Origin of the sequence: Klebsiella sp. V115_8, from assembly GCF_029967715.1 — a bacterium.
Classification (GTDB): domain Bacteria; phylum Pseudomonadota; class Gammaproteobacteria; order Enterobacterales; family Enterobacteriaceae; genus Klebsiella; species Klebsiella quasipneumoniae.
The window spans coordinates 370,152-390,611 of record NZ_JASCAR010000002.1 but is presented as its reverse complement, the minus strand read 5'-3'; the positions used below and the strand labels follow the sequence as shown (position 1 = coordinate 390,611).

General features: G+C 54.7%; 19 protein-coding genes and 1 pseudogene. 12 read left to right on the top strand and 8 right to left on the bottom strand.

Annotation, left to right across the window (positions count from 1 at the left end; all coding sequences use genetic code 11):
* Positions 1 to 13: 13 nt before the first annotated feature.
* Genes pspC through pspA form a run of 3 tightly spaced genes read right to left on the bottom strand, consistent with a single transcriptional unit; the run spans position 14 to position 1,321 of the window.
* On the bottom strand, positions 14 to 373 hold the full coding sequence (gene pspC, locus QLG03_RS04300; RefSeq protein ID WP_004203911.1) for an envelope stress response membrane protein PspC: 360 nt from the start codon (positions 371 to 373) through the stop codon (positions 14 to 16).
* Complete coding sequence (gene pspB / locus QLG03_RS04295) at positions 373 to 597, bottom strand: envelope stress response membrane protein PspB (protein ID WP_023289357.1); 225 nt, start codon at positions 595 to 597, stop codon at positions 373 to 375. Before pspB ends, pspC begins: the two co-directional genes overlap by 1 nt.
* 55 nt (positions 598 to 652) lie before the next feature.
* Complete coding sequence (pspA, locus tag QLG03_RS04290; protein WP_004203910.1) at positions 653 to 1,321, bottom strand: phage shock protein PspA; 669 nt, start codon at positions 1,319 to 1,321, stop codon at positions 653 to 655.
* Between the two features lie 152 nt (positions 1,322 to 1,473).
* Here pspA and pspF point away from each other — a divergent pair, with 152 nt between their 5' ends.
* The gene (pspF, locus tag QLG03_RS04285) at positions 1,474 to 2,463 is read left to right on the top strand and encodes a phage shock protein operon transcriptional activator (RefSeq protein WP_072199080.1); all 990 of its coding nucleotides are present in this window, start codon (positions 1,474 to 1,476) and stop codon (positions 2,461 to 2,463) included.
* Here pspF and QLG03_RS04280 read toward each other — a convergent pair.
* Positions 2,454 to 3,845 carry an MFS transporter gene (locus tag QLG03_RS04280; protein ID WP_023289355.1) on the bottom strand — a complete coding sequence of 464 codons (1,392 nt, stop codon included), beginning with the start codon at positions 3,843 to 3,845 and terminating at the stop codon, positions 2,454 to 2,456. The two genes, pspF and QLG03_RS04280, sit on opposite strands and share 10 nt — an antisense overlap.
* Before the next feature lie 25 nt (positions 3,846 to 3,870).
* Positions 3,871 to 5,040: a M20 aminoacylase family protein gene (locus QLG03_RS04275; RefSeq protein ID WP_064158318.1), complete on the bottom strand. Its 1,170-nt coding sequence runs from the start codon at positions 5,038 to 5,040 to the stop codon at positions 3,871 to 3,873.
* Between the two features lie 171 nt (positions 5,041 to 5,211).
* Here QLG03_RS04275 and QLG03_RS04270 point away from each other — a divergent pair, with 171 nt between their 5' ends.
* Positions 5,212 to 7,533, top strand: coding sequence for a helix-turn-helix domain-containing protein (locus tag QLG03_RS04270; protein WP_282473600.1), 2,322 nt, complete (start codon positions 5,212 to 5,214; stop codon positions 7,531 to 7,533).
* On the opposite strand, the gene QLG03_RS04265 is transcribed toward QLG03_RS04270, so the two are convergent.
* Positions 7,500 to 8,342: a helix-turn-helix transcriptional regulator gene (locus tag QLG03_RS04265; protein ID WP_049013550.1), complete on the bottom strand. Its 843-nt coding sequence runs from the start codon at positions 8,340 to 8,342 to the stop codon at positions 7,500 to 7,502. The two genes, QLG03_RS04270 and QLG03_RS04265, sit on opposite strands and share 34 nt — an antisense overlap.
* A gap of 107 nt (positions 8,343 to 8,449) precedes the next feature.
* Here QLG03_RS04265 and QLG03_RS04260 point away from each other — a divergent pair, with 107 nt between their 5' ends.
* The 5 genes and pseudogenes from QLG03_RS04260 (at position 8,450) to QLG03_RS04240 (ending at position 14,214) form a co-directional block, all read left to right on the top strand.
* Positions 8,450 to 9,343, top strand: coding sequence for an SDR family oxidoreductase (locus QLG03_RS04260; protein WP_255987978.1), 894 nt, complete (start codon positions 8,450 to 8,452; stop codon positions 9,341 to 9,343).
* A gap of 347 nt (positions 9,344 to 9,690) precedes the next feature.
* Complete coding sequence (gene sapA / locus QLG03_RS04255) at positions 9,691 to 11,334, top strand: ABC transporter substrate-binding protein SapA (RefSeq protein WP_023289350.1); 1,644 nt, start codon at positions 9,691 to 9,693, stop codon at positions 11,332 to 11,334.
* Entirely contained in the window at positions 11,331 to 12,296 is a 966-nt protein-coding gene (sapB, locus tag QLG03_RS04250; protein ID WP_017900865.1) for a putrescine export ABC transporter permease SapB, read from the top strand. Before sapA ends, sapB begins: the two co-directional genes overlap by 4 nt.
* A 204-nt stretch (positions 12,297 to 12,500) precedes the next feature.
* Positions 12,501 to 12,778: pseudogene (locus tag QLG03_RS04245) on the top strand (SOS response-associated peptidase family protein); the annotation flags it as partial.
* A 263-nt stretch (positions 12,779 to 13,041) separates the two neighbouring features.
* Positions 13,042 to 14,214, top strand: coding sequence for a diguanylate phosphodiesterase (locus QLG03_RS04240; protein WP_282473599.1), 1,173 nt, complete (start codon positions 13,042 to 13,044; stop codon positions 14,212 to 14,214).
* Positions 14,215 to 14,561: 347 nt separating this feature from the next.
* On the opposite strand, the gene arsH is transcribed toward QLG03_RS04240, so the two are convergent.
* Positions 14,562 to 15,260: an arsenical resistance protein ArsH gene (arsH, locus tag QLG03_RS04235; RefSeq protein ID WP_072413075.1), complete on the bottom strand. Its 699-nt coding sequence runs from the start codon at positions 15,258 to 15,260 to the stop codon at positions 14,562 to 14,564.
* Positions 15,261 to 15,345: 85 nt separating this feature from the next.
* Between arsH and QLG03_RS04230 the strand changes: the two genes are divergently transcribed.
* From QLG03_RS04230 to arsC, 3 genes are read left to right on the top strand one after another with little or no spacing between them, the layout of a single operon-like run.
* A complete protein-coding gene (locus QLG03_RS04230; protein WP_072413074.1) occupies positions 15,346 to 15,666 on the top strand; it encodes a transcriptional regulator in 321 nt (106 codons plus the stop codon).
* Positions 15,667 to 15,710: 44 nt separating this feature from the next.
* A complete protein-coding gene (locus tag QLG03_RS04225) occupies positions 15,711 to 17,000 on the top strand; it encodes an arsenic transporter (RefSeq protein ID WP_072413073.1) in 1,290 nt (429 codons plus the stop codon).
* A 12-nt stretch (positions 17,001 to 17,012) separates the two neighbouring features.
* Entirely contained in the window at positions 17,013 to 17,438 is a 426-nt protein-coding gene (gene arsC, locus QLG03_RS04220; protein WP_072421969.1) for a glutaredoxin-dependent arsenate reductase, read from the top strand.
* A gap of 200 nt (positions 17,439 to 17,638) precedes the next feature.
* Here arsC and QLG03_RS04215 read toward each other — a convergent pair whose 3' ends face one another.
* Positions 17,639 to 18,094 carry a MarR family transcriptional regulator gene (locus tag QLG03_RS04215; RefSeq protein ID WP_117128717.1) on the bottom strand — a complete coding sequence of 152 codons (456 nt, stop codon included), beginning with the start codon at positions 18,092 to 18,094 and terminating at the stop codon, positions 17,639 to 17,641.
* Between the two features lie 135 nt (positions 18,095 to 18,229).
* On the opposite strand from QLG03_RS04215, the gene QLG03_RS04210 reads away from it, so the two are divergent.
* Both QLG03_RS04210 and QLG03_RS04205 read left to right on the top strand, forming a co-directional pair.
* The gene (locus QLG03_RS04210; RefSeq protein ID WP_063942102.1) at positions 18,230 to 18,661 is read left to right on the top strand and encodes an organic hydroperoxide resistance protein; all 432 of its coding nucleotides are present in this window, start codon (positions 18,230 to 18,232) and stop codon (positions 18,659 to 18,661) included.
* A 247-nt stretch (positions 18,662 to 18,908) separates the two neighbouring features.
* Entirely contained in the window at positions 18,909 to 20,363 is a 1,455-nt protein-coding gene (locus QLG03_RS04205; protein ID WP_072421970.1) for a sensor domain-containing diguanylate cyclase, read from the top strand.
* Positions 20,364 to 20,460 lie beyond the last annotated feature (97 nt).

Here is a 20,460-nt window from a genome sequence, read left to right as displayed (position 1 = left end):
TTAACAACAGGATTTACAGCTGACGAAAGCGGCTGCGCAGCGTGAAGGTGTCGGAGGTGACGTACCGTTCCATCTCACGCAGACGCTGTTCGCCGGAGGCCAGTTCGGCATCCACGGCGGCCAGCAGATCGCCATTGCTCGGCGCTTTGTGGCCGTAAAGCTCACTGTCCGGCATCGGGTCCAGGGCGAAGGTCAGAATGATGTAGGCCACCAGGACGAAGAAAAAGAGGCCAAAAATCATCGCCAGCACGGTAATCAGGCGCACCAGCTTCACCGGGACATCAAGATGCTGAGCAATACCCGCGCAGACGCCCTTGACCATCCCGCGCTGCGGGATACGCCATAGTTTTTTATTCAGATCCAGTCCAGCCATTATTTGTCTCTCCAGTTCGGATGTTCGGCATCCAGGATCGCTTCCAGCGCCTGAATGCGCTCGCGCATCCGCTTCGCGTCATCGGTCAACTGCAGCAGCCGTTGCTGCTCATTTTGCGTCAGCGTCCCGTTGGCGCCGCGATTGTTGTAGTGCAGCCACAGCCAGACCGGCAGAACAAACAGCACAAACAGCGTCAACGGAATGGCGAGAAAAAGCATGCTCATGTGTACTCCTTACAGGGGGTGAGCCGCGGCGCAACGCCGCGCCGCGCAATCGTACTTACTGGTTGGACTGATTCATTTTGGCTTTCAATGCCGCCAGCTGCTCGCTGATTTCATCGTCCGCTTTCAGTTCGGCAAACTGCTGATCCAGCGTCTGCTGCTTGCCAAAGCGGTGACTCTCCGCTTCCGCTTCCATCTGATCGATGCGACGTTCAAAGGATTCAAAGCGTGCCATCGCCTCATCCAGTTTACCGCTGTCCAGCTGGCGACGCACATCGCGGGACGAACTCGCCGCCTGATGACGCAGCGCCAGCGCCTGCTGACGGGCGCGGGTTTCGCTGAGTTTGTTCTCCAGCTCGCCAATCTCTTTCTTCATGCGCGCCAGCGTTTCATCCACCAGCTGCACTTCGTGGTCCAGCTGAGCAATAAGGTCGGTCAGCTTCTGTTTTTCGATCAGCGCCGCCCGGGCCAGATCCTCTTTCTCTTTGCGCAGGGCCAGCTCGGCCTTTTCCTGCCATTCCGCCTGCTGGGCGACCGCCTGCTCAATACGACGGGTCAGCTGTTTCTTTTCCGCCAGCGCGCGGGCCGACGTGGAACGTACCTCAACCAGCGTGTCTTCCATCTCCTGGATCATCAGACGCACCAGCTTTTGCGGGTCCTCGGCTTTCTCCAGCAGGGAGTTGATGTTGGCGTTCACGATGTCGGCAAAACGAGAAAAAATACCCATAATTTCAGTCCTCATAGTTCTGGTTGCAGGCATTCACCTGTGGCTTAGCTAATACAAATGGCGTGCCAACTTTTTATCTTATTGATTTTAAACAGAGTGGTTGCGAATTATGCAGGGCATTGCTACAGTCACCTGGTTAATCACACTACTTAATGGCGAAATTCATCATGGCGCAGTACAAGGATAATTTGCTGGGCGAGGCCAACAGCTTTCTCGAGGTGCTGGAACAGGTTTCCCGGCTGGCTCCGCTGGACAAACCGGTGCTGGTCATCGGCGAGCGCGGTACCGGGAAAGAGCTTATCGCCAACCGTCTGCACTACCTCTCCGCCCGCTGGCAGGGGCCGTTTATCTCGCTGAACTGCGCGGCGCTGAATGATAACCTGCTCGATTCGGAGCTGTTTGGCCACGAAGCCGGGGCCTTCACCGGCGCCAGCAAGCGCCATCCCGGACGCTTCGAGCGCGCAGACGGCGGGACGCTGTTTCTCGATGAGCTGGCGACGGCCCCGATGCTGGTGCAGGAGAAGCTGTTAAGAGTGATTGAATATGGCGAACTGGAGCGCGTGGGCGGCAGCCAGCCGCTGCAGGTCAACGTCCGGCTGGTGTGCGCCACCAACGCCGACCTGCCGCGGATGGTGGAGGAAGGCCATTTCCGCGCCGACCTGCTCGACCGTCTGGCCTTCGACGTGGTGCAGCTCCCGCCGCTGCGCGAACGGCAGAGCGACATCATGCTGCTCGCCAACCAGTTTGCCATTCAGATGTGCCGCGAGCTCGGTCTGCCGCTGTTTCCCGGCTTCAGCGAACGAGCCACCGCCACGCTGCTCGGCTACCGCTGGCCGGGAAATATTCGTGAACTGAAGAACGTCGTCGAGCGCTCGGTCTATCGCCACGGCGACAGCGAGCACGAGCTGGACGCCATTATCCTCAACCCTTTCCGTCAGTCCGCGGCCTCCGTGCCGGAGGCCGCGTCCGGGGACGAACTGCCCGCCCTGCCGCTGGATCTCCGCGATTTTCAGCTACAGCAGGAAAAACGCCTGCTGCAGCGGAGTCTGCAGCAGGCGAAGTATCATCAGAAGCAGGCGGCGGAGCTGTTGGGCTTAACCTATCATCAGCTCCGCGCGCTGCTGAAAAAGCATCAGCTATGAGAGGCGCGCGGAAGCAGCAGCGCGCTCACCGCCATCGCCCCCAGGCATAAGGCGGCGTTGAACCACAGGGCATACTGGGCGGCATGGGCCATACCGAGCGGCAAAAACAGCGCGAAAAGTGACGCCGTCACGGCAATCCCCATCGCCCCGCCCAGCGAGCTGCCCATCTTGTAGATCCCCGAGGCGACGCCAATTTTGTTCTCCGGCGCGTTGGCCACCGCCGTATCCGTTGACGGCGTGGCGTAGCAGCCCAGTCCGAGGCCGAACAGCACATTGCTGCCGAACACCACGCCGATATAGAGCGCCTTATCGAGAAAGGTGCAGGATATCAGGCCGATGGCGATGGCGGTCAGCACCGGGCCGGCCATCATCGGCAGCCGGGCGCCGTAGCGCTGCAGCAGCTTCTCGCCGACCCGGATCATCGCCAGGACGGTGACCAGATAGCCGAGGGTCATCATTCCACTCTCCAGCGGCGTCAGGTGGTGCCCCTGCTGCAGCCAGATGCTGGCGATCATCATGGTGCCAATCGCCCCGTTGAGCAGAAAGTTCGACAGCACCGCCGCGCCGTACGCCCGGTTGCGAAACAGCGCAAAATCGATCAGCGCCGCCTCGCCTTTGCGCAGCCCGCTGCGAATAAACACCGCGCCAGCGATCAGCGCCCCCGCCAGCATGCTCAACGACAGCGGACTGCTCCAGCCCCAGCCGTGGCCTTTGCTGATAAACAGATTCACCAGCACCAGCCCGGCGATAAGGCTCAGCAGGCCGCCAACGTCCAGCTTCTGCTGGCTGGCGCTGGCGCTGCGGCTCTCCGGCGTGCCGCGCAGTAACGCCAGCGCCGCCAGGGCAACGGCGATGGAAAAGACAAAGATCCAGCGCCAGCCCAGGCCGGTGGCGATAGCTCCGCCGACGAAGGAGCACAGGCCGCTGCCGCCCCACGAGCCGATGACCCAGAAGCTGACCGCCCGCTGACGCGCGCGCCCCTGGTACCAGGTCTTAATCAGCGCCAGCGTCGCCGGCATAATGCACGCCGCCGACAGCCCCTGCAGCACCCGGCCGGCGAGGAACAGCCCCGGCCCCTGGGCCAGTACCAGCATGGCGCTGCCGACGATGCTCAGCCCCAGCCCGAGGGTGGTCATTCGCATGCGGCCAAACTTGTCCGCCAGGCCGCCGCTGGCCACTACGAAACAGCCGCTGAACAGCGCACTGAGGCTGACGGCCAGGGTTAAGGTCTCAAGAGAAATATCAAGACTGCTTTTCATCGCCGGCACGACGTTAATCACCGACTGGGCAAACAGCCAGAAGGTTAAAACGCTCAGCACAATCCCCACCAGCAGACGATCGCTGCCGACATAGGGGGTGTCGCTTACGGTGACAGTGCTCATTGCATGGCCCTCCCGTTTCCGGTGATTAACGCAGATAGTGTTCCGTCAGGCCGCACCACAGCGCCGCGCCGCTAAGCAACAGCGCGTCGTTGAAGTCATAGCCCGGGTTATGCACCATGCAGCGATCCGGCTCGTCGCCAGCGCCGATAGTGAAATAACTGCCGTGGGGGTGCTGCTCCAGCATGAAGGCGAAATCTTCACTGCCCATAAACGGCTTCACCTCGCCCACCTGCTCTGCGCCAAACAGCGCTGTGGCCACCTCCCGCACCATGGCGTTGGCCGCCGGATCGTTACGTAATACCGGGCTGCCGTTGACGTGGGTCAGCGTAGCCGTGGCGTTAAAGCTCTCCGCCTGAGCCACGGCAATATCATGGATCCGCTGCAGCACGGTCTCGCGTACCTGCTCATTGAGGGTGCGCACCGTGAGCTTCATCAACACGTGATCGTTAATGATATTGGGCGCATGTCCGGCCTGGATGCTGCCGACGGTCACGACCGCTGGCTCAAACGGGGTGATATTGCGCGAGACGATGGACTGCAGCGCGAGGGTAATATGGCAGGCCACCAGCGTGGCATCCACTGTATGCTCCGGTACCGCGCCGTGGCCGCCAACGCCCTTCACTTCAATATGCAGCGTATCGGAGGAGGCCATCATCGCCCCGTCGCGCAGACCAATTTTACCCAGCGGCTGACCCGGCATATTGTGCAGGCCGAAGATGGCGTCGCAGGGGAACTGGTCAAACAGACCGTCCTCGACCATCACCCGCCCGCCGTACAGCAACTCTTCCGCGGGCTGGAAAATCAGCTGCAGCGTCCCGTTAAACTGGCGGGTGCGCGCCAGATATTCAGCCGCGTAGAGCAGCGTGGTGGTGTGCCCGTCATGGCCGCAGCCGTGAAAGCGCCCGTCAACCTGGCTTGCCCACGGCTTCCCGCTCCGCTCCTGCATCGGCAGGGCATCCATATCCGCCCGCAGGCCGAGGCGTTTTTCCCCGTGGCCGACGCGCAGCGTACCCACCACCCCGGTGCCCGCCAGGCCGCGATGAACCTCGTATCCCCATTCGCCAAGCAGTCGGGCGACCTCGCTGCTGGTCTGATGCTCTTCAAAGCCGATCTCCGGCTGCTGGTGGAACCGGCGACGTAAGGCAATAAATTGCGCCTCGTTGACCTGCAAGGCTTCAAGCAACGGATGTGTCATTTTTGTTATTCCTGTGTTGTGTTTGCACGACACTTTCGAGTTTATGCGGGTGAAACAGCTTTCAGGCGCGTTTTTTTGTTTTATATTGACGAGAAATGAATGAGTGTTTTTCATACATATCGGTTATGACAAAAAACAACCGGTTGCTTTTTGTCTACAGAGGAGAACCATGTGGAGCAGCATTCAGGCGACTTTAGCGTCACCGTGCGCGATGTGCGTCAGCTAAGCCAGCCGGAGAGCGATCTGCTGACGCTGCTGTGGGTGCTGGAGGGGAGCGTAAATCTGGCGGAGGCGGAAGGTGCGCCGCAGCAGCTTGCCGTCGACGCGCTGGCGATCGTTAACCGCAACCGTCGCTGGAGCCTGCGCAGCGCCGGGGGCAACGCGGTGATGATCCTCACCCTCTCCGCCAGCTGGCTGGCCCGCCTCGACAACGCCTTTTTTGCCGTCGACTACCAGATATCGCCGCGCACCCGCGATGCCGATGACGGCCTGCGCCGCCTGATGCGCCAGCTGCTGGTGAGCGGCCTGGTCAATCATCCCGGCCATTACCGGCTGGAGGCCAACCGTTGGCTGAGTGAGATAGCGCTGCTGCTGGCCACGCGCTTCAGCCAGCCCATCGCCTTCACGCCCCGGCGCGATGCTGAAAAATGGAGCCGGAGGATAGCCAGCGTAGTGGCGCGGATCGACGCCAACTATCAGCGCCGTCTCTCTTTACAGGAGGTGGCGGCCGCCGAGTTTGTCTCCGAGGCCTGGCTGTCACGCCTGTTTCACAAGGAGGTTGGCGTCAGTTTTGTTCAGTACCTCACCGCGCTGCGCCTGCGCCACGCTGCCGATCAGCTGTTAACCACCCGCAAACCCGTTCAGCAAATTGCCCGCGAGCAGGGGTTCGCCAGCACGCGGATGATGAGCGACCTGTTTAAGCGCCACCATGGGGTGACGCCGCGCCAGTATCGCGAGCGGTCCCCCCGGGAGCCGGGCCGACCGCGCCCGCCGCAGGGCGATCGCTGGCAGCCGGTGGCCGTGGACCGGCTCTACGCCCGCCTTAATGAGCCGGAACAACGCGACCGGGAGAGTCAGCCGCTGTTGATCAATCCGCCGCAAACCCGGGAGATCAACCTGCACCACCGACCGGCGCGCGCCGCGGTGCTGCGCCATACCCGGATGGTGGTGACCGTGCGCGAGCTGGACGATCTGCTGCGGGAGGACGTGCGCCGCGAACTGGAGCAGTTGCACCGCGCCCTGCCGGTGTATGCCATTGATATCAACGATGCCTTTCTCAGCAGCCGCCTGTTCGGCACCGGCTGGGACGATCCGCAGATGGCTGGCTACGCCTGCTGGTACAACCTGCAGCAGATCTTCAGCTGGCTGGCGGCGATGGGCTGGCAGGTGATCCTGCATACCGGGGTCACCACCCGCAGCGATCTGCTGCAGCGCTTCCTGCAACTCGCCGCCAACCATTTTCCACCGACGACGCTCAGCAGCTGGCGCTTTGTCTGGCACTGGTCGCCGCAGGCCAGCGAAGCGGCCCGCCAGGCCGCCTGGCGGCAGCAGCGCGAGGTTCTTCACCGTCTGCTGCCGCAGCCGCAGCTGGGGATCTGGCACCGCTTTGCCGCCAGCGCGCCCGGGGACGATCCGCTGTTCCACTCGCCGCTGCTGGCGGAAGCCGATTTTCTCGCCTGCCAGGCGGATGCCAACGAACGGCTGGATCTGGCTCAGGCGGACAGCAGCAGTCTGGCCTCCAGCGAGCACTATCCGGCACATAAGCTGCGACAGATCTACAGCGCCCTGCGTCAACGGCAGCTTAACCTGCCGCTATGGCTGCTCTCGTGGAATACGCTGACCGGCGATACGCGGGACACCAACGGGCGCTTTTTTCGCGGCGCGCTGTTGATGGATAATCTGCTGGGAGTCGCGGACCAGGTCTGGCTGGCGGGCTTCTGGTTAAACTCCGGCCTCCAGGGCGAAGCCCGCGCCAACGGCAAGCTGGATACCTCCAGCCTGGCGCTGCACTATCTGCACGGGCTGCCGCGCCCGGTTTACTGGGTGCTGTGGCTCTGGCGACGGCTGCGCGGCGAGATCCTGTTTCACGACAAAAACCTGCTGCTGCTCCATCACCAGGGGCACTACCAGCTGCTGCTGCGCAATACGGTGGTCTACAACCCCTGGCTCTCCAGCGAAGCGGCTTTTATTCAACGCTTCAGCCAGCCGTACAATGTGCGGCTGCAGGGGCTCAAGGGCCGCTGGCGCATCAAACAGCACCTCTTCGATCAGCACCACGGCGCGCTGTTCCCGCTGGTGGACGCCTTTCGCAGCCGCAGCGGCCCCGACGCCGAAGATTATCAGTGGCTGATGCATCAGGCCCGTCCGGCGCTCAGCGTGGAGGAAGCCCGACTCGACGGCCACTGGCTGCGGGTCGACTCGCTGGAGAGCAACGCCCTGGCCCTGTACGAATTTACCCCTCAGTACTCCCCCGATGAGGATCCCGACGCCTGAAGCAGGCCGTGAATTTTGCGCTGGCTCTCCGTCGTCGCCGGGTTGAAAACCAGCAGCGACAGATCGGGGCGGCCCTCCACGGCAAAAGAGGTGAACTCCAGATCGAGCGGGCCCATCTGCGGGTGGTGAATGCGCTTATATCCCTCGCCGTGGCCGGCGACGTCGTGGCTTTGCCAGAAACGGGCGAACTCGACACTCTGCTGGCTGAGCTCCGCGATCAGCTGGTCAGTTTCCGTCGTGGCGCCCATCCGCGTGACGTCGGCGCGAAAGGCGTTAACGATAAGCTGCCCCACCGTCTGCCAGTCCTCCAGGGTGCAGCGGGCCTCAGGCCGGGTAAACAGGCGGCGCAGCACGTTGCGCTCCGCCAGCGGCAGCTGGCCGTAGTCGGTCAGCACCCTGGCCGCCGCCGCGTTCCAGGCGATCACGTCCCAGCTGGCGGTACGGATAATCGCCGGAATGGCGAAGGCATCGAGCACCCGCTGCAGCCGCGGCGTCATATCATCCGTGATCGTCAAACGGGTCTGCGGCGGATGGCCGAAGGCGAGTATAAACAGATGTTCGCGCTCCGGGGCGGTCAGCCGCAGACCGCGGGCGATCCGCTCCAGCACCTCGCGGGAAGGCGCCCCGCCGCGCCCCTGTTCAAGCCAGGTATACCAGGTCGGGCTGATGCTGGCGAGCTGGGCAACCTCTTCACGGCGCAGGCCCGGCGTGCGTCGGCGTCCCGCCGGGAAGCCAAACGTTGCCGGGTCGAGACGCTGGCGCCTGGCGCGGAGAAAATCACCTAAAGCATGATTGTCAGTAGTGTTCATCATCTGCCTGTAAGTCTGCCTGTTAGAATTTATACCCCGATAATGTCTCTACTTTTATAGTATGACATCGCGGGTAGGATACGCCTGATAACCCGTTCAGGAGGTTCATAATGCGTATATTTCTTACCGGCGCGAGCGGATTTATCGGCTCGCGTATTCTTCCGGCGCTGCAGGCGTCGGGCCATCAGGTTATCGGCCTCGTGCGCAGCGACGCCACGGCGCAGGCCCTGGAAGCGGCAGGGGTCGAGGTGCGCCGCGGCACGCTGGACGCCCCCGATTCGCTGCTGGCGGGCGTCGAGAGCGCCGACGCGGTGATCCATACCGCTTTCGACCACGACTTCAGCCGCTTTGCCGCCAACTGCGAGAAAGACCGCCAGGCGATCCTCACCATGGGCCAGGCGCTGCGGGGCAGCGCGCGGCCGCTGGTCATCACCTCCGGCACGCTGATGGGCGACGACGGGAGCGGCGCCCCGGCCCGCGAGTCGTGCTTTAACGCCGCGCACCCCAGCCCGCGGACCGCCTCAGAACTTGCCGGCCAGCAGCTGCTGGAGGCGGGAGTGGACGTCCGGGTCGTTCGCCTGCCGCAGGTGCATGACACCGTGCGCCAGGGGCTGCTGACCAGCTATATCGAACGCGCGGTCGCCAGCGGCGCGGTGGCCTTGCGCGGCGAGGGGAACCACCGCTGGTCCGCCGCCCATGTCGATGACGTCGCGCGCCTGTACGTCAGCGCACTGCTGCAGGGCGCTGCGGGCGAGCGCTACCATGCGGTGGCTGAAGAGGGGATCGCATTACGGGAGATTGCCGCAGTCATCGCCCGGGGCTTAAATCTGCCGCTGACCCAGCTGGATGAGGAGCAGGCTGACGCCTGGTTCGGCTGGTTTGCCCCCTTTACCGCCCTTGACCTGCGCGCCAGCTCGGCATGGACTCGCGAGCGATTGCAGTGGCAGCCGGTCGGCCCCGGGCTGCTGGAGGATTTACGGAATATGGATTATCAAAAGTGACGTTGTCACGATAAGCAAAAACGTTCCCCTCTGTATGACACCCGACGGGTAGGGTTATCCGCCCGTCGAACCCTCTGCTTTCTCCCCGCTATACTGAATTTATCCCCGGCGTTAGCGTCGCTTCCACCGTCCGGTCAACCGCGGCCAAACAGAGCTGACTGGCGATATCGGCGATAAAAAGTTACCATGTTTCATTATACAGACTCGGTTCCGCGACTATTTTAATCAATTGACTGAATACTATACGCACCCGGTAACCGCATTATCCCTCAGGCTTGTTGAAGGCGGTGGTGAATGTCTATGAATCTTAATAAGATAGAGTTCAACTCTATAATCAAACAGAAAATATGCGCCTGAAATTGTCATCTCTCCTGGCAGCGGTTTCCCTGCTGTGTGGGCAGGCTTTTGCCGCCCCTGCGCTCCCCGACCGCGCCGATATTCGCGACAGCGGTTTCGTCTATTGCGTCAGCGGCCAGGTTAATACCTTTAATCCGCAGAAAGTGAGCAGCGGACTGATCGTCGATACGCTGGCCGCGCAGATCTACGATCGCCTGCTTGACGTCGACCCTTATACCTATCGGCTGGTCCCCGAGCTGGCGGAGAGCTGGGAAGTCCTCGATAACGGCGCCACCTACCGCTTTCACCTGCGCCGCCACGTCCCGTTTCAACGCACGGCATGGTTCTCCCCGACGCGGGATTTCAACGCCGATGACGTGATTTTCACCTTTGGCCGCATTTTTAACCGCGATCACCCCTGGCACAACGTCAACGGCAGCAGCTTCCCCTACTTCGACAGCCTGCAGTTTGCTGACAGCGTGGAGAGCGTCCGCAAGCTCGATAATCAGACCGTGGAGTTTCGCCTCAAGCGGCCGGATGCATCATTCCTCTGGCATCTGGCCACCCACTATGCGTCGATTACCTCCGCCGAATATGCCGCCCGCTTAACGCAGGACGATCGTCAGGAACAGCTCGATCGCCAGCCGGTGGGCACCGGCCCGTTCCAGCTGTCTGAGTACCGCTCCGGGCAGTATGTTCGCCTGCAGCGCCACCCCGGCTACTGGCGCGGCAAGCCGTTGATGCCGCAGGTGGTGGTTGACCTCGGCTCCGGTGGAACCGGCCGCCTGTCGAAACTGCTGACCGGCGAATGCGACGTGCTGGCCTGGCCGGCCGCCAGCCAGTTGACGATCCTGCGTGACGACCCGCGCCTGCGCCTGACGCTGCGTCCGGGGATGAACATTGCCTGGCTGGCCTTCAACACCGCCAAGCCGCCGCTGGACAACCCGGAAGTGCGCCACGCGCTGGCGCTGGCCATTAACAACCAGCGCCTGATGCAGTCTATCTACTATGGCACCGCGGAGACGGCGGCGTCGATGCTGCCGCGCGCCTCGTGGGCCTACGATAACGACGCTAAGATTACCGAATATAATCCCCAGGAGGCCCGCACCCGCCTGAAGGCCCTGGGGCTGGAAAATCTGACCCTCAAACTGTGGGTTCCCACCAGCTCGCAGGCGTGGAACCCCAGCCCGTTGAAAACAGCAGAGCTGATCCAGGCGGATATGGCGCAGATTGGCGTCAAGGTGATCATCATGCCGGTGGAGGGGCGCTTCCAGGAGGCGCGGCTGATGGACATGAACCATGACCTGACGCTCTCCGGCTGGGCGACGGACAGTAACGATCCGGACAGCTTCTTCCGGCCGCTGCTGAGCTGCGCGGCGATCGCCTCGCAAACCAACTTCGCCCACTGGTGTAACCGGGAATTTGATGACGTGCTGCAAAAAGCGCTGCTCTCGCAGCAGCTCTCCTCGCGGATGGACGCTTACAAAGAGGCCCAGCGCATCCTCGCTCGTGAACTGCCGGTCCTGCCGCTGGCCTCATCGCTGCGGTTGCAGGCCTATCGCTATGATATGAAAGGCCTGGTGCTTAGCCCCTTCGGTAACGCTTCGTTCGCTGGCGTATCGCGGGAGAAAACCGAAGAGGTGAAAAAACCATGATTATTTTTACCCTGCGCCGTCTGCTGCTGTTGCTGGTCACCCTCTTTTTTCTGACCTTTGTCGGCTTCAGCCTGAGCTACTTCACTCCCCATGCCCCGCTGCAGGGCGCGACCCTGTGGAATGCATGGCTGTTCTGGTTTGAAGGGGTGCTGCACTGGGATTTTGGCGTCTCCAGCATTAACGGCCAGCTGATTTCCGAACAGCTGCGCGAGGTGTTCCCGGCGACCATGGAGCTGTGCATCCTCGCCTTCGGCTTTGCCCTGCTGATTGGCATTCCGGTGGGGATGATCGCCGGCGTGATGCGCAACAAATGGCCCGATACCCTGATCAGCGCCGTCGCGCTGGTCGGTTTCTCGATCCCGGTCTTCTGGCTGGCGCTGCTCCTGACCCTCTTCTTCTCCCTGACCCTCGGCTGGCTTCCGGTCTCCGGCCGCTTCGACCTGCTGTATGAGGTGAAAAACGTCACCGGTTTCGCGCTGATTGACGCCTGGCTTTCGGACTCGCCGTGGCGCCACGAGATGATCGTCAGCGCCGCCCGGCATATGGTGCTGCCGGTGCTGACCCTGGCGGTAGCCCCCACTACCGAAGTGATCCGCCTGATGCGCATTAGCACCAGCGAAGTCTATGACACCAACTACGTCAAGGCGGCCGCCACCCGCGGCGTCTCGAGACGCAAAATTTTACTGCGCCACGTGCTGCACAACGCTCTGCCGCCGGTGATCCCGCGCCTCGGCCTGCAGTTTTCCACCATGCTCACCCTGGCGATGATCACGGAGATGGTATTCAGCTGGCCAGGGCTGGGCCGGTGGCTTATCAACGCCATTCGTCAGCAGGACTACGCGGCGATCTCCGCCGGAGTGATGGTGATTGGCGCGCTGGTGATTATTGTCAACGTGATTTCCGATATTCTCGGTGCCATGGCTAACCCACTGAAACATAAGGAATGGTATGCCCTACGATAGCAGCTACAATATAAATAATTTTCCCCATTAAAAACAATGATTTAAATTTTAAAATTGTGCGATTTTCTTGCTTTTAATACACAATTTTGTACACATTGTTTTTGACGTCATCTCCGACAGTCATCAGTTAGATGGCTGTCGGAGTTCCCTTCCTACGTTTCCTCCACACCTACTATACTTTCAGTCTGAAGACTGGAGGTAACCATGAGCCGACGCTTTGCTCAATCACAGCCCCGTGAAGAGTACCTGGCTTATTTGGCTGAAGAGGGCGAACGGGATATCGCTTATGACCCTGAACCAATAAGCCGGTACAACGTGGCGCCAGGGACAAAGGTTTAGCTCCGGAGTGAACGTGATGAGCAACTGCATCTCGATCCAGTTCACTTGGTTACGCACCAGGTTGGTGGGATAAACCACCACTGATTATTGCTCGAGTAGAAACCGCGGCGACAAGCAGAATGTTCAAGCCTCTCAGGCAACATCGCTCACTCTTTCCTGCGCCGACAACTGGTGTAACTGAGTAGAACTAAAAGGTAGCCTTACCCCTTTACCATTTTAAAATGTCAAGAAATCAATAACTTATCATATAAAATAAACAGTTTGTGCTGATGACTTGCCACCAAATTCTCCGTGAAAACTATAGGCATTTTATCAGTCATAGAGGGCTAAATATTTTTGATAATTTTTTCGGATTTTAGATCATAAGTCTGCTAATCTCTGTTCAAACACCATAGCGAGAACTGAGATGCTTACAACTATCATTTACCGTAGTCACGCCCATAGTAGCATTTCAAGAACCTCAGTCATGGAAATGATTGAGCTCGCAAATACCCATAATATCAAGAGTGATGTCACTGGAATATTGATTTTTAATGGGATTCACTTTCTACAACTGCTTGAAGGCCCTGAGGCTCAGGTTAACGAAATTTACAGCAGGATCTGTAGTGATACTCGTCACTTTAATATTGTAGAACTATTAAATGACGTTGCACCTTTCCGACGATTTGGTAATGCCGGGATGGAACTAATTGATATAGATTTACACAGTCATGAAGACTGCCTAAGAACAATTCTGAACCGTGGAACAGCAAAACATCAACTTCTTTATAATGACAGAGCATTACGTTTTTTTAGAACATTCATAGAGTCCAGACAACAAGAAAAATACTATGAATTGCCGCCCGCTACTGAATGGCAGTTTTCCAGGGAGTCTTTAATACCTGAAAACCCTTATTTTTCTAGCTCCTTCATTATAAATCCAGTGGTAGACCCTCTCGCGAGAAAGGTCCATTCGTTCCAGTTCAGTAATCCCGTGACGACTGGTTTGTATGGAATGGGCTTGTTACAGCATGATCTGGAATCAAAACGTGTTGCTCTTCTTGAAGCTGGTAGTTTCCTTCACTCTGGACAAAGGGTTTCAATTAGTCTATTACCATTGACTATAAGTAAGATTAGTGATGCCCCTTGCTCGCTGCTTAAGTATATTGAGCAAAGCGGTCTTATCCCTGAACAAATTATCATCGAATTTTTAGAAAAAGATCTGTTCGCCAATATTGATGAATTTTTATATGCGCTACGAACACTTAAAAGTGCTGGAATAAGCGTTGCTATTAATGACTTTGGGTCTGGACATGCAGGATTACTCCTTCTAACAAAATTCCAACCTGAAAAAATCAAAATTCATAGTGAGCTCATAAGAAATATTCACAGGGATGGCGCGAAACAAGCCGTAGTTCAAGGCATAATAAATTGCTGTGATACTCTCGAGATAAGAATATGCGCTACAGGAATCGAAAAAGCTGAAGAATGGATGTGGTTGGAGTCAGCAGGTATCGCTTACTTCCAGGGCCCCCTTTTTTCTGGCTACTCAGATGACGGCTTACCATTTGTAAGCTGGCCGGATCCTGTGGAGATTTAATAACAGCAGAAAGCAGTGATGAATTTTAAGGCGTTTTACTGACGTTGAATTTGAGACCAATAAACGCCTGATTGATTTTGACCACCTATGCCCGCTAGCCGTGAAACCGTAGCAGTGCGCGAATAAATGAGGCAGGATGTCCCCGGGTTGCAGGCAGTTGAGACTACCGGAGGCGGAGTAGTGCCCGCTGAGCATTTCTTCTTGCACCCGGTCTCGCGTGCCATGGGTGACGTGAAAAACCAAGGGCCAGAACTAATTATTGAGCGGCTATAAATTCATAACGTCCGCAATGTGCCAGGAGCGGACGTTGTTAAGCTCATGCATTATGGATTTACGAAGAACAGAAGTTATATTTTGTCCTGATTGACACGGGATGACAGCTCCTGATGGCTCTCTTTTCGCTCGCTGTAACGATGAGCAAGATAGCCGGTTTGTCCCTTAAGCAGCAGCGTGATTTTAAACAGCTCCTCGGCTACATCGACGATGCGGTCATACCATGACGAAGGTTTCATTCGTCCGTTTTCGTCAAACTCCTGCCACGCTTTGGCTACGGAGGACTGGTTGGGGATCGTAAACATCCGCATCCAGCGGCCCAGGATACGCATCTGATTTACTGCATTGAAGGACTGTGAACCGCCGCAGACCTGCATTACCGCAAGTGTTTTGCCCTGCGAAGGACGAACCGCACCTTCACTTAATGGTATCCAGTCAATTTGCGCCTTCATAACTGCGCTCATAGCCCCGTGCCGTTCCGGAGAACTCCACACCATCCCGTCACACCATCTGACCAGACCACGCAGCTCGGTGACTTTAGGATGCGTGTCCGGCGCATCATCCGGCAGGGGTAGACCGGATGGATTAAACAGTTTTACCTCCGCGCCCATCGCCGTCAGCAGGCGACCAGCTTCTTCCGCAGCAAAGCGGCTGTAGGAGCGCTCTCTTACTGAGCCATACAGGATAAGAATCCGTGGTGGCTCTTGCAGGTTCAGGCGTTCAGCGATGTGTTGATCAAAGAATTCAATATTCAGGGCAGGAAATTGTTCCATTTTTCTCCTCCGGAAAGAGCAGATGGTTTCAAATTTAACACATATGATTTATCATATATATATTCTAAAGGGAACGGAGTGAAAAATGCTACAACCTGTTCAGCTTTTCAAAATCCTGTCGGATGAAACTCGGCTCGCCATCGTCATGATTCTCCGGGAGTCAGGAGAACTGTGCGTTTGTGATATCTGCGCAGCCATTTCCGAATCACAGCCCAAAGTCTCGCGACATATGGCTATCCTTCGTGAGGCTGGGCTGGTTCTGGACCGTCGTGAAGGCAAATGGATCCACTATCGTCTGTCACCCCACATACCGGCATGGGCAGCTGAGACAATCACGACGTCCTGGCAGTGTATGCGGGAGGATTTGCGTAAATGGCTGGATAAATCAGCCTGCACCTCCTGCTGAGAAAAGAAAACAAATTCACATAATCATATATAACGGGGTCTGAGATGTTTTTGGCGGGGAGTATATTTTTACTGACGTTGATACTGGTGATCTGGCAACCCGGAGGCCTGAGTATTGGCTGGAGTGCGAGTATCGGGGCTGTGCTGGCGCTGATAACCGGAGTCATCCATATCGCTGATATTCCCGTTGTCTGGAATATCGTCTGGAACGCGACAGCGGCATTTATTGCGGTCATCATCATCAGCCTGCTGCTCGATGAGTCCGGCTTCTTTGAATGGGCCGCACTGCACGTCTCCCGCTGGGGTAACGGACGTGGGCGCCTTTTGTTTAGCTGGATAGTCTTGCTTGGGGCTGCTGTTGCTGCACTGTTTGCCAATGACGGAGCCGCACTGATCCTTACGCCGATTGTAATTGCGATGCTGCTCGCACTGGGATTCAGTCAGGGCACGACACTAGCCTTTGTCATGGCCGCAGGATTTATTGCAGATACGGCCAGCCTGCCGCTCATTGTTTCTAACCTGGTGAATATCGTCTCGGCGGACTTTTTCGGTCTGGGCTTTACGCAGTATGCCTCCGTGATGATCCCCGTAGATGTGGCCGCAATTACGGCCACGCTGGTCATGCTGCATCTCTTCTTCCGCAGGGATATTCCGGTGACGTATGACGTTTCGCTGCTGAAGACGCCTGCCAGTGCGATAAAGGATCCGGCAACGTTCAGGGCGGGCTGGATTGTCCTGTTTTTGCTACTTGTCGGTTTCTTTGTTCTGGAACCTCTTGGGATCCCGATAAGTGCAATAGCCGCTACTGGCGCAGCAGTACTGTTCATAGTGGCGAAAAGAGGTCACGCCATCAACACAGGAAAAGTTCTGCGCGATGCACCATGGCAGATAGTTATTTTTTCACTGGGCATGTACCTGGTGGTCTATGGCCTGCGCAATGCAGGGCTCACGGAGTCTCTATCTGACGTGCTAAACCTGCTGGCAGAAAAGGGGTTATGGGCAGCAACGTTCGGCACCGGCTTCCTGACCGCGTTCCTGTCGTCGGTAATGAATAACATGCCGACGGTGCTGATTGGTGCGTTGTCGATTGACGGAAGTACGGCGACTGGCGTCGTCAAAGAGGCAATGATTTATGCCAACGTGATTGGCTGCGATTTAGGCCCGAAAATCACTCCGATTGGCAGTCTGGCAACCCTGCTGTGGTTACATGTGCTGGCACAGAAAAACATGACCATCACCTGGGGATATTACTTCCGCACCGGCATAATCATGACCCTGCCCGTGCTTTTCGTCACTCTGGCCGTGCTGGCGTGGCGACTCTCTGTCACCTTGTAGCGAGATATTGATATGAGCAATATTACCATCTATCACAACCCGGCCTGTGGCACCTCACGTAACACGCTGGAGATGATCCGTAACAGCGGTAACGAACCAACCATTATTTATTATCTCGATACGCCCCCGACTCGTGATGAGCTTAGCAAACTAATTTCTGATATGGGTATTTCAGTACGTGCATTGCTGCGTAAGAACGTCGAACCTTATGAGCAACTGGGGCTTGATGAAGACAAATTTTCTGATGAGCAGTTGGTTGATTTTATGCTTCAACATCCGATCCTGATTAATCGACCGGTGGTCGTGACGCCGCTTGGCACACGTCTTTGTCGTCCCTCAGAAATTGTGCTGGACATTCTGCCTGAAGGCCAGAAAAGCGCTTTTACCAAAGAAGATGGCGAAAAGGTCATTGATGATACAGGGAAACGGGTTAAGTAATCTTTCCGCGTAATATTAACGGGCGTCTGTTAACTTCATACCGGCGTCCGCTTCTCGCTCTACGCGGACTGTAGCAGCAGAACAACCAATAAATGCTAAGGCTGAGTCACATGACTTTGAGCAGGTCACAGTACCCCATAGTCGGAACCAGAGCCCAAGCTGGAACCTTTATACCTCAAACAGCTTGCTAGTTAAGAAGGTCAAGATTGCAGTAAATTATTTCTTACCTTGATAATTGTCTTCTGCAAGAGTTGCACCTCTTCAAGTGTCAGTCCTAGTGAATAAAACACTTTCATGCACCGATGGCTTGCTTTGTGCAATTCTCTGCCCTCATCCGTAAGAAAGATGTGAACCTTACGCTCATCTTCGACTGAGCGCTGTCTGGTCACGATTCCTTTTTTCTCAAGAATTTTTAACATTGGCGTGAGGGTGCTTGACGCTAAGAATAATCTCTCACCTAACTGATTAACGGTTAGTCCATCTTCTTCCGCCAATGCCAACAATGTAATCCATTGAGAGTATGTTAACCCCAGCTCTGACAGATAAGGCTGGTAAGCCTTACCGAAGGCAAGGTTAGCAGTGTAAGTGGCAAAACAGAGAAAATCCTCAAGCTTCGGAAAATCCCCTTGCTCAAACAGGCTTGCATTTTCGTTCATAACTGCCCCCATATACTTTAAGCCAAGTATATCGCATACGATTTTTTCTGAAAAGCACATTGACAAGACTCAATCTTTGGATATCATTATCACACGATTTAATCGCACACAAACAAACTTAGTAAGGAAATGGCTATGAAAATTTTTTATAAAACAAGTGCAACGTCAGTCGGTGGTCGTGATGGCAGAGTAGACTTAGATGACGGTTCGTTTGGCCTCGATTTAGTCAGCTTCACTAATGACAGTGGTAAAACTGGCGCCAATCCGGAGCAATTGTTTGCTATGGGTTATGCAGCCTGTTTTGATAACGCTCTGATTCATATCGCACAGCAACAAAAACTCGAGGGTATTTCGACCAAAACGTCTTGTGCTGTTGGGATTGGACAAAATGCGAATGGCGGTTTTTCTCTGGATATTGATTTAGATGTTGAAGTACGTGGACTGGACAAGACAGCAGCAATTGAACTTGTAAAGAAAGGTCACGAGGTTTGTCCATATTCAAACGCAACCAGAGGAAATATTGATGTTCGTCTTCATGTTAGTATAGTGGATAAATTTGATATTTAACATGCTCATAGATGCCTATGTGAAAATATCATGGGCATCATTTTCATGGCAATAACTATAAATCACAAACAGAATCATTTTTTCCCTCTCTCCCTACAGGAAATTACAATCCCCCCCTCACAATCATACTGAACTCAACAACCTTCCCCCTCATTCCCTAAGAAAGATAAAATATACATTTTAGCAAACTTAAAAATTAGTGCTATAATCATATCGTTCCCATAATAAAAAACTCAAGGAGGATAAAATGAAGCAAAAAAGACATAGCGGCAGAATACACTCTCTTTATGACTCGCTCGTTCACCGAGATTTCCACCTGGAAGATATTCTTATCAGGATAATTAATGAAGGAATTAAAGCATTTGATTTAGAGATAGGAATTATAAGCAGGATAGAAAACAGCAAATATACAATAATTGGCTCTAGCGGTCATAAAGATATTCATCCAGGAATGATATTTAATCTCGAAAATACTTATTGCCAAGCTGTAGTGGCAGAGAAAAAAATCATAAGCGTGAATAATGCAGGGCATCACCCATTACTAAAAAAACATCCTGTTTATTTATCCATGTCACTCGAATCATATATTGCAGCCCCAATATTTGTGAGAAATAACATTTGGGGAACTATTAATTTCTCATCAAAAAATGTCAAATTAGAAAATTTTAACAGTGAAGATCATGAATTCATAGGTCTAATGGCTGAAGGAATAGCATCACTTTTAGAAATAGATATTTTAACAAAAGAAAAAGAGAGTATAATTCAATCTTTAGTAGAATCAAATCAGATACTTGAAAAGATATTTAACAATTCCACAATTGGGACGGCTATCGTTTCAGAAGAAGGACGATGGATAAAAGTCAATCAAGCCCTTACTAATATGCTTGGATATACAAAGGAATATTTACTGTCAACAAACTTCCAAATGATAACGTATAAAGACGATCTTGACCTTGATCTCAAGCTTTTAGAATCCTTAAAAAATGGTGAAATACCACATTACGAACTCGAAAAAAGATACATCAAATCCAATCATGAGTGTATTTGGTGTCTTTTGAGCGTGTCAATGATGAAAAATGAAGTTAACAATTCCATATATTATATATCTCAAATCCAAAACATTGACGATCGTAAAAAAATGGAATTAGATGTTATACAAAAACAAAAGGAACTCAAAAGAGCAAATGAAGAGTTAGAAAAAATGGCAACTTTTGATTCATTAACTGGTATTTACAACCGAAGAAAGTTCATGATTTTCTTCAGCGAAGTAAAAATGAAGGCAGAATGTAACCTTGAACCTTTCTCTCTAGCCATTATCGATATAGATTATTTTAAATCATATAATGACGACTTTGGCCATCAGGAGGGTGATAAAGCGTTAAAGTATGTAGCACTCAATTTAACCGATACATTGAATAAAAAAGGAATTGTTGCGCGATTCGGTGGTGAAGAGTTCATTGCTCTTATCCCAGGCACAACTGACAGCGAATGCTTAACGGCATGCGAAAAATTAAGAAAATCCATCGAAGATATTTCAACCCTTCAAAGAAAAATCACTGTCAGCATTGGCGCTGTAACTATATTTCCGAAGTCAGATTGTAACATTTCATTTGACGACATATTCAAAATTACAGACTCGAAACTATACGAAGCCAAGAGATCAGGTAGAAACCGTTTAAAACACGCTCACTTAGAGCATTGAATCTTAACTTTAATATGCCACAACTGTGAACATTTGCGGCATCAATTTTAATGATAAGAAGGTCGATAATTTTTATATTGGTGTTCATCCATAACAC

Bases quoted from the DNA above. Each gene is read 5' to 3' on its own strand.
- QLG03_RS04215 (WP_117128717.1), bottom strand. From the start codon at position 18,094: ATGAACGAAAATGCAAGCCTGTTTGAGCAAGGGGATTTTCCGAAGCTT.
- QLG03_RS04230 (WP_072413074.1), top strand. From the start codon at position 15,346: ATGCTACAACCTGTTCAGCTTTTCAAAATCCTGTCGGATGAAACTCGG.
- sapA (WP_023289350.1), top strand. From the start codon at position 9,691: ATGCGCCTGAAATTGTCATCTCTCCTGGCAGCGGTTTCCCTGCTGTGT.
- sapB (WP_017900865.1), top strand. From the start codon at position 11,331: ATGATTATTTTTACCCTGCGCCGTCTGCTGCTGTTGCTGGTCACCCTC.
- QLG03_RS04240 (WP_282473599.1), top strand. From the start codon at position 13,042: ATGCTTACAACTATCATTTACCGTAGTCACGCCCATAGTAGCATTTCA.
- arsH (WP_072413075.1), bottom strand. From the start codon at position 15,260: ATGGAACAATTTCCTGCCCTGAATATTGAATTCTTTGATCAACACATC.
- QLG03_RS04210 (WP_063942102.1), top strand. From the start codon at position 18,230: ATGAAAATTTTTTATAAAACAAGTGCAACGTCAGTCGGTGGTCGTGAT.
- pspC (WP_004203911.1), bottom strand. From the start codon at position 373: ATGGCTGGACTGGATCTGAATAAAAAACTATGGCGTATCCCGCAGCGC.
- QLG03_RS04275 (WP_064158318.1), bottom strand. From the start codon at position 5,040: ATGACACATCCGTTGCTTGAAGCCTTGCAGGTCAACGAGGCGCAATTT.
- pspF (WP_072199080.1), top strand. From the start codon at position 1,474: ATGGCGAAATTCATCATGGCGCAGTACAAGGATAATTTGCTGGGCGAG.
- QLG03_RS04265 (WP_049013550.1), bottom strand. From the start codon at position 8,342: ATGAACACTACTGACAATCATGCTTTAGGTGATTTTCTCCGCGCCAGG.
- QLG03_RS04225 (WP_072413073.1), top strand. From the start codon at position 15,711: ATGTTTTTGGCGGGGAGTATATTTTTACTGACGTTGATACTGGTGATC.
- arsC (WP_072421969.1), top strand. From the start codon at position 17,013: ATGAGCAATATTACCATCTATCACAACCCGGCCTGTGGCACCTCACGT.
- QLG03_RS04205 (WP_072421970.1), top strand. From the start codon at position 18,909: ATGAAGCAAAAAAGACATAGCGGCAGAATACACTCTCTTTATGACTCG.
- QLG03_RS04280 (WP_023289355.1), bottom strand. From the start codon at position 3,845: ATGAGCACTGTCACCGTAAGCGACACCCCCTATGTCGGCAGCGATCGT.
- pspB (WP_023289357.1), bottom strand. From the start codon at position 597: ATGAGCATGCTTTTTCTCGCCATTCCGTTGACGCTGTTTGTGCTGTTT.
- pspA (WP_004203910.1), bottom strand. From the start codon at position 1,321: ATGGGTATTTTTTCTCGTTTTGCCGACATCGTGAACGCCAACATCAAC.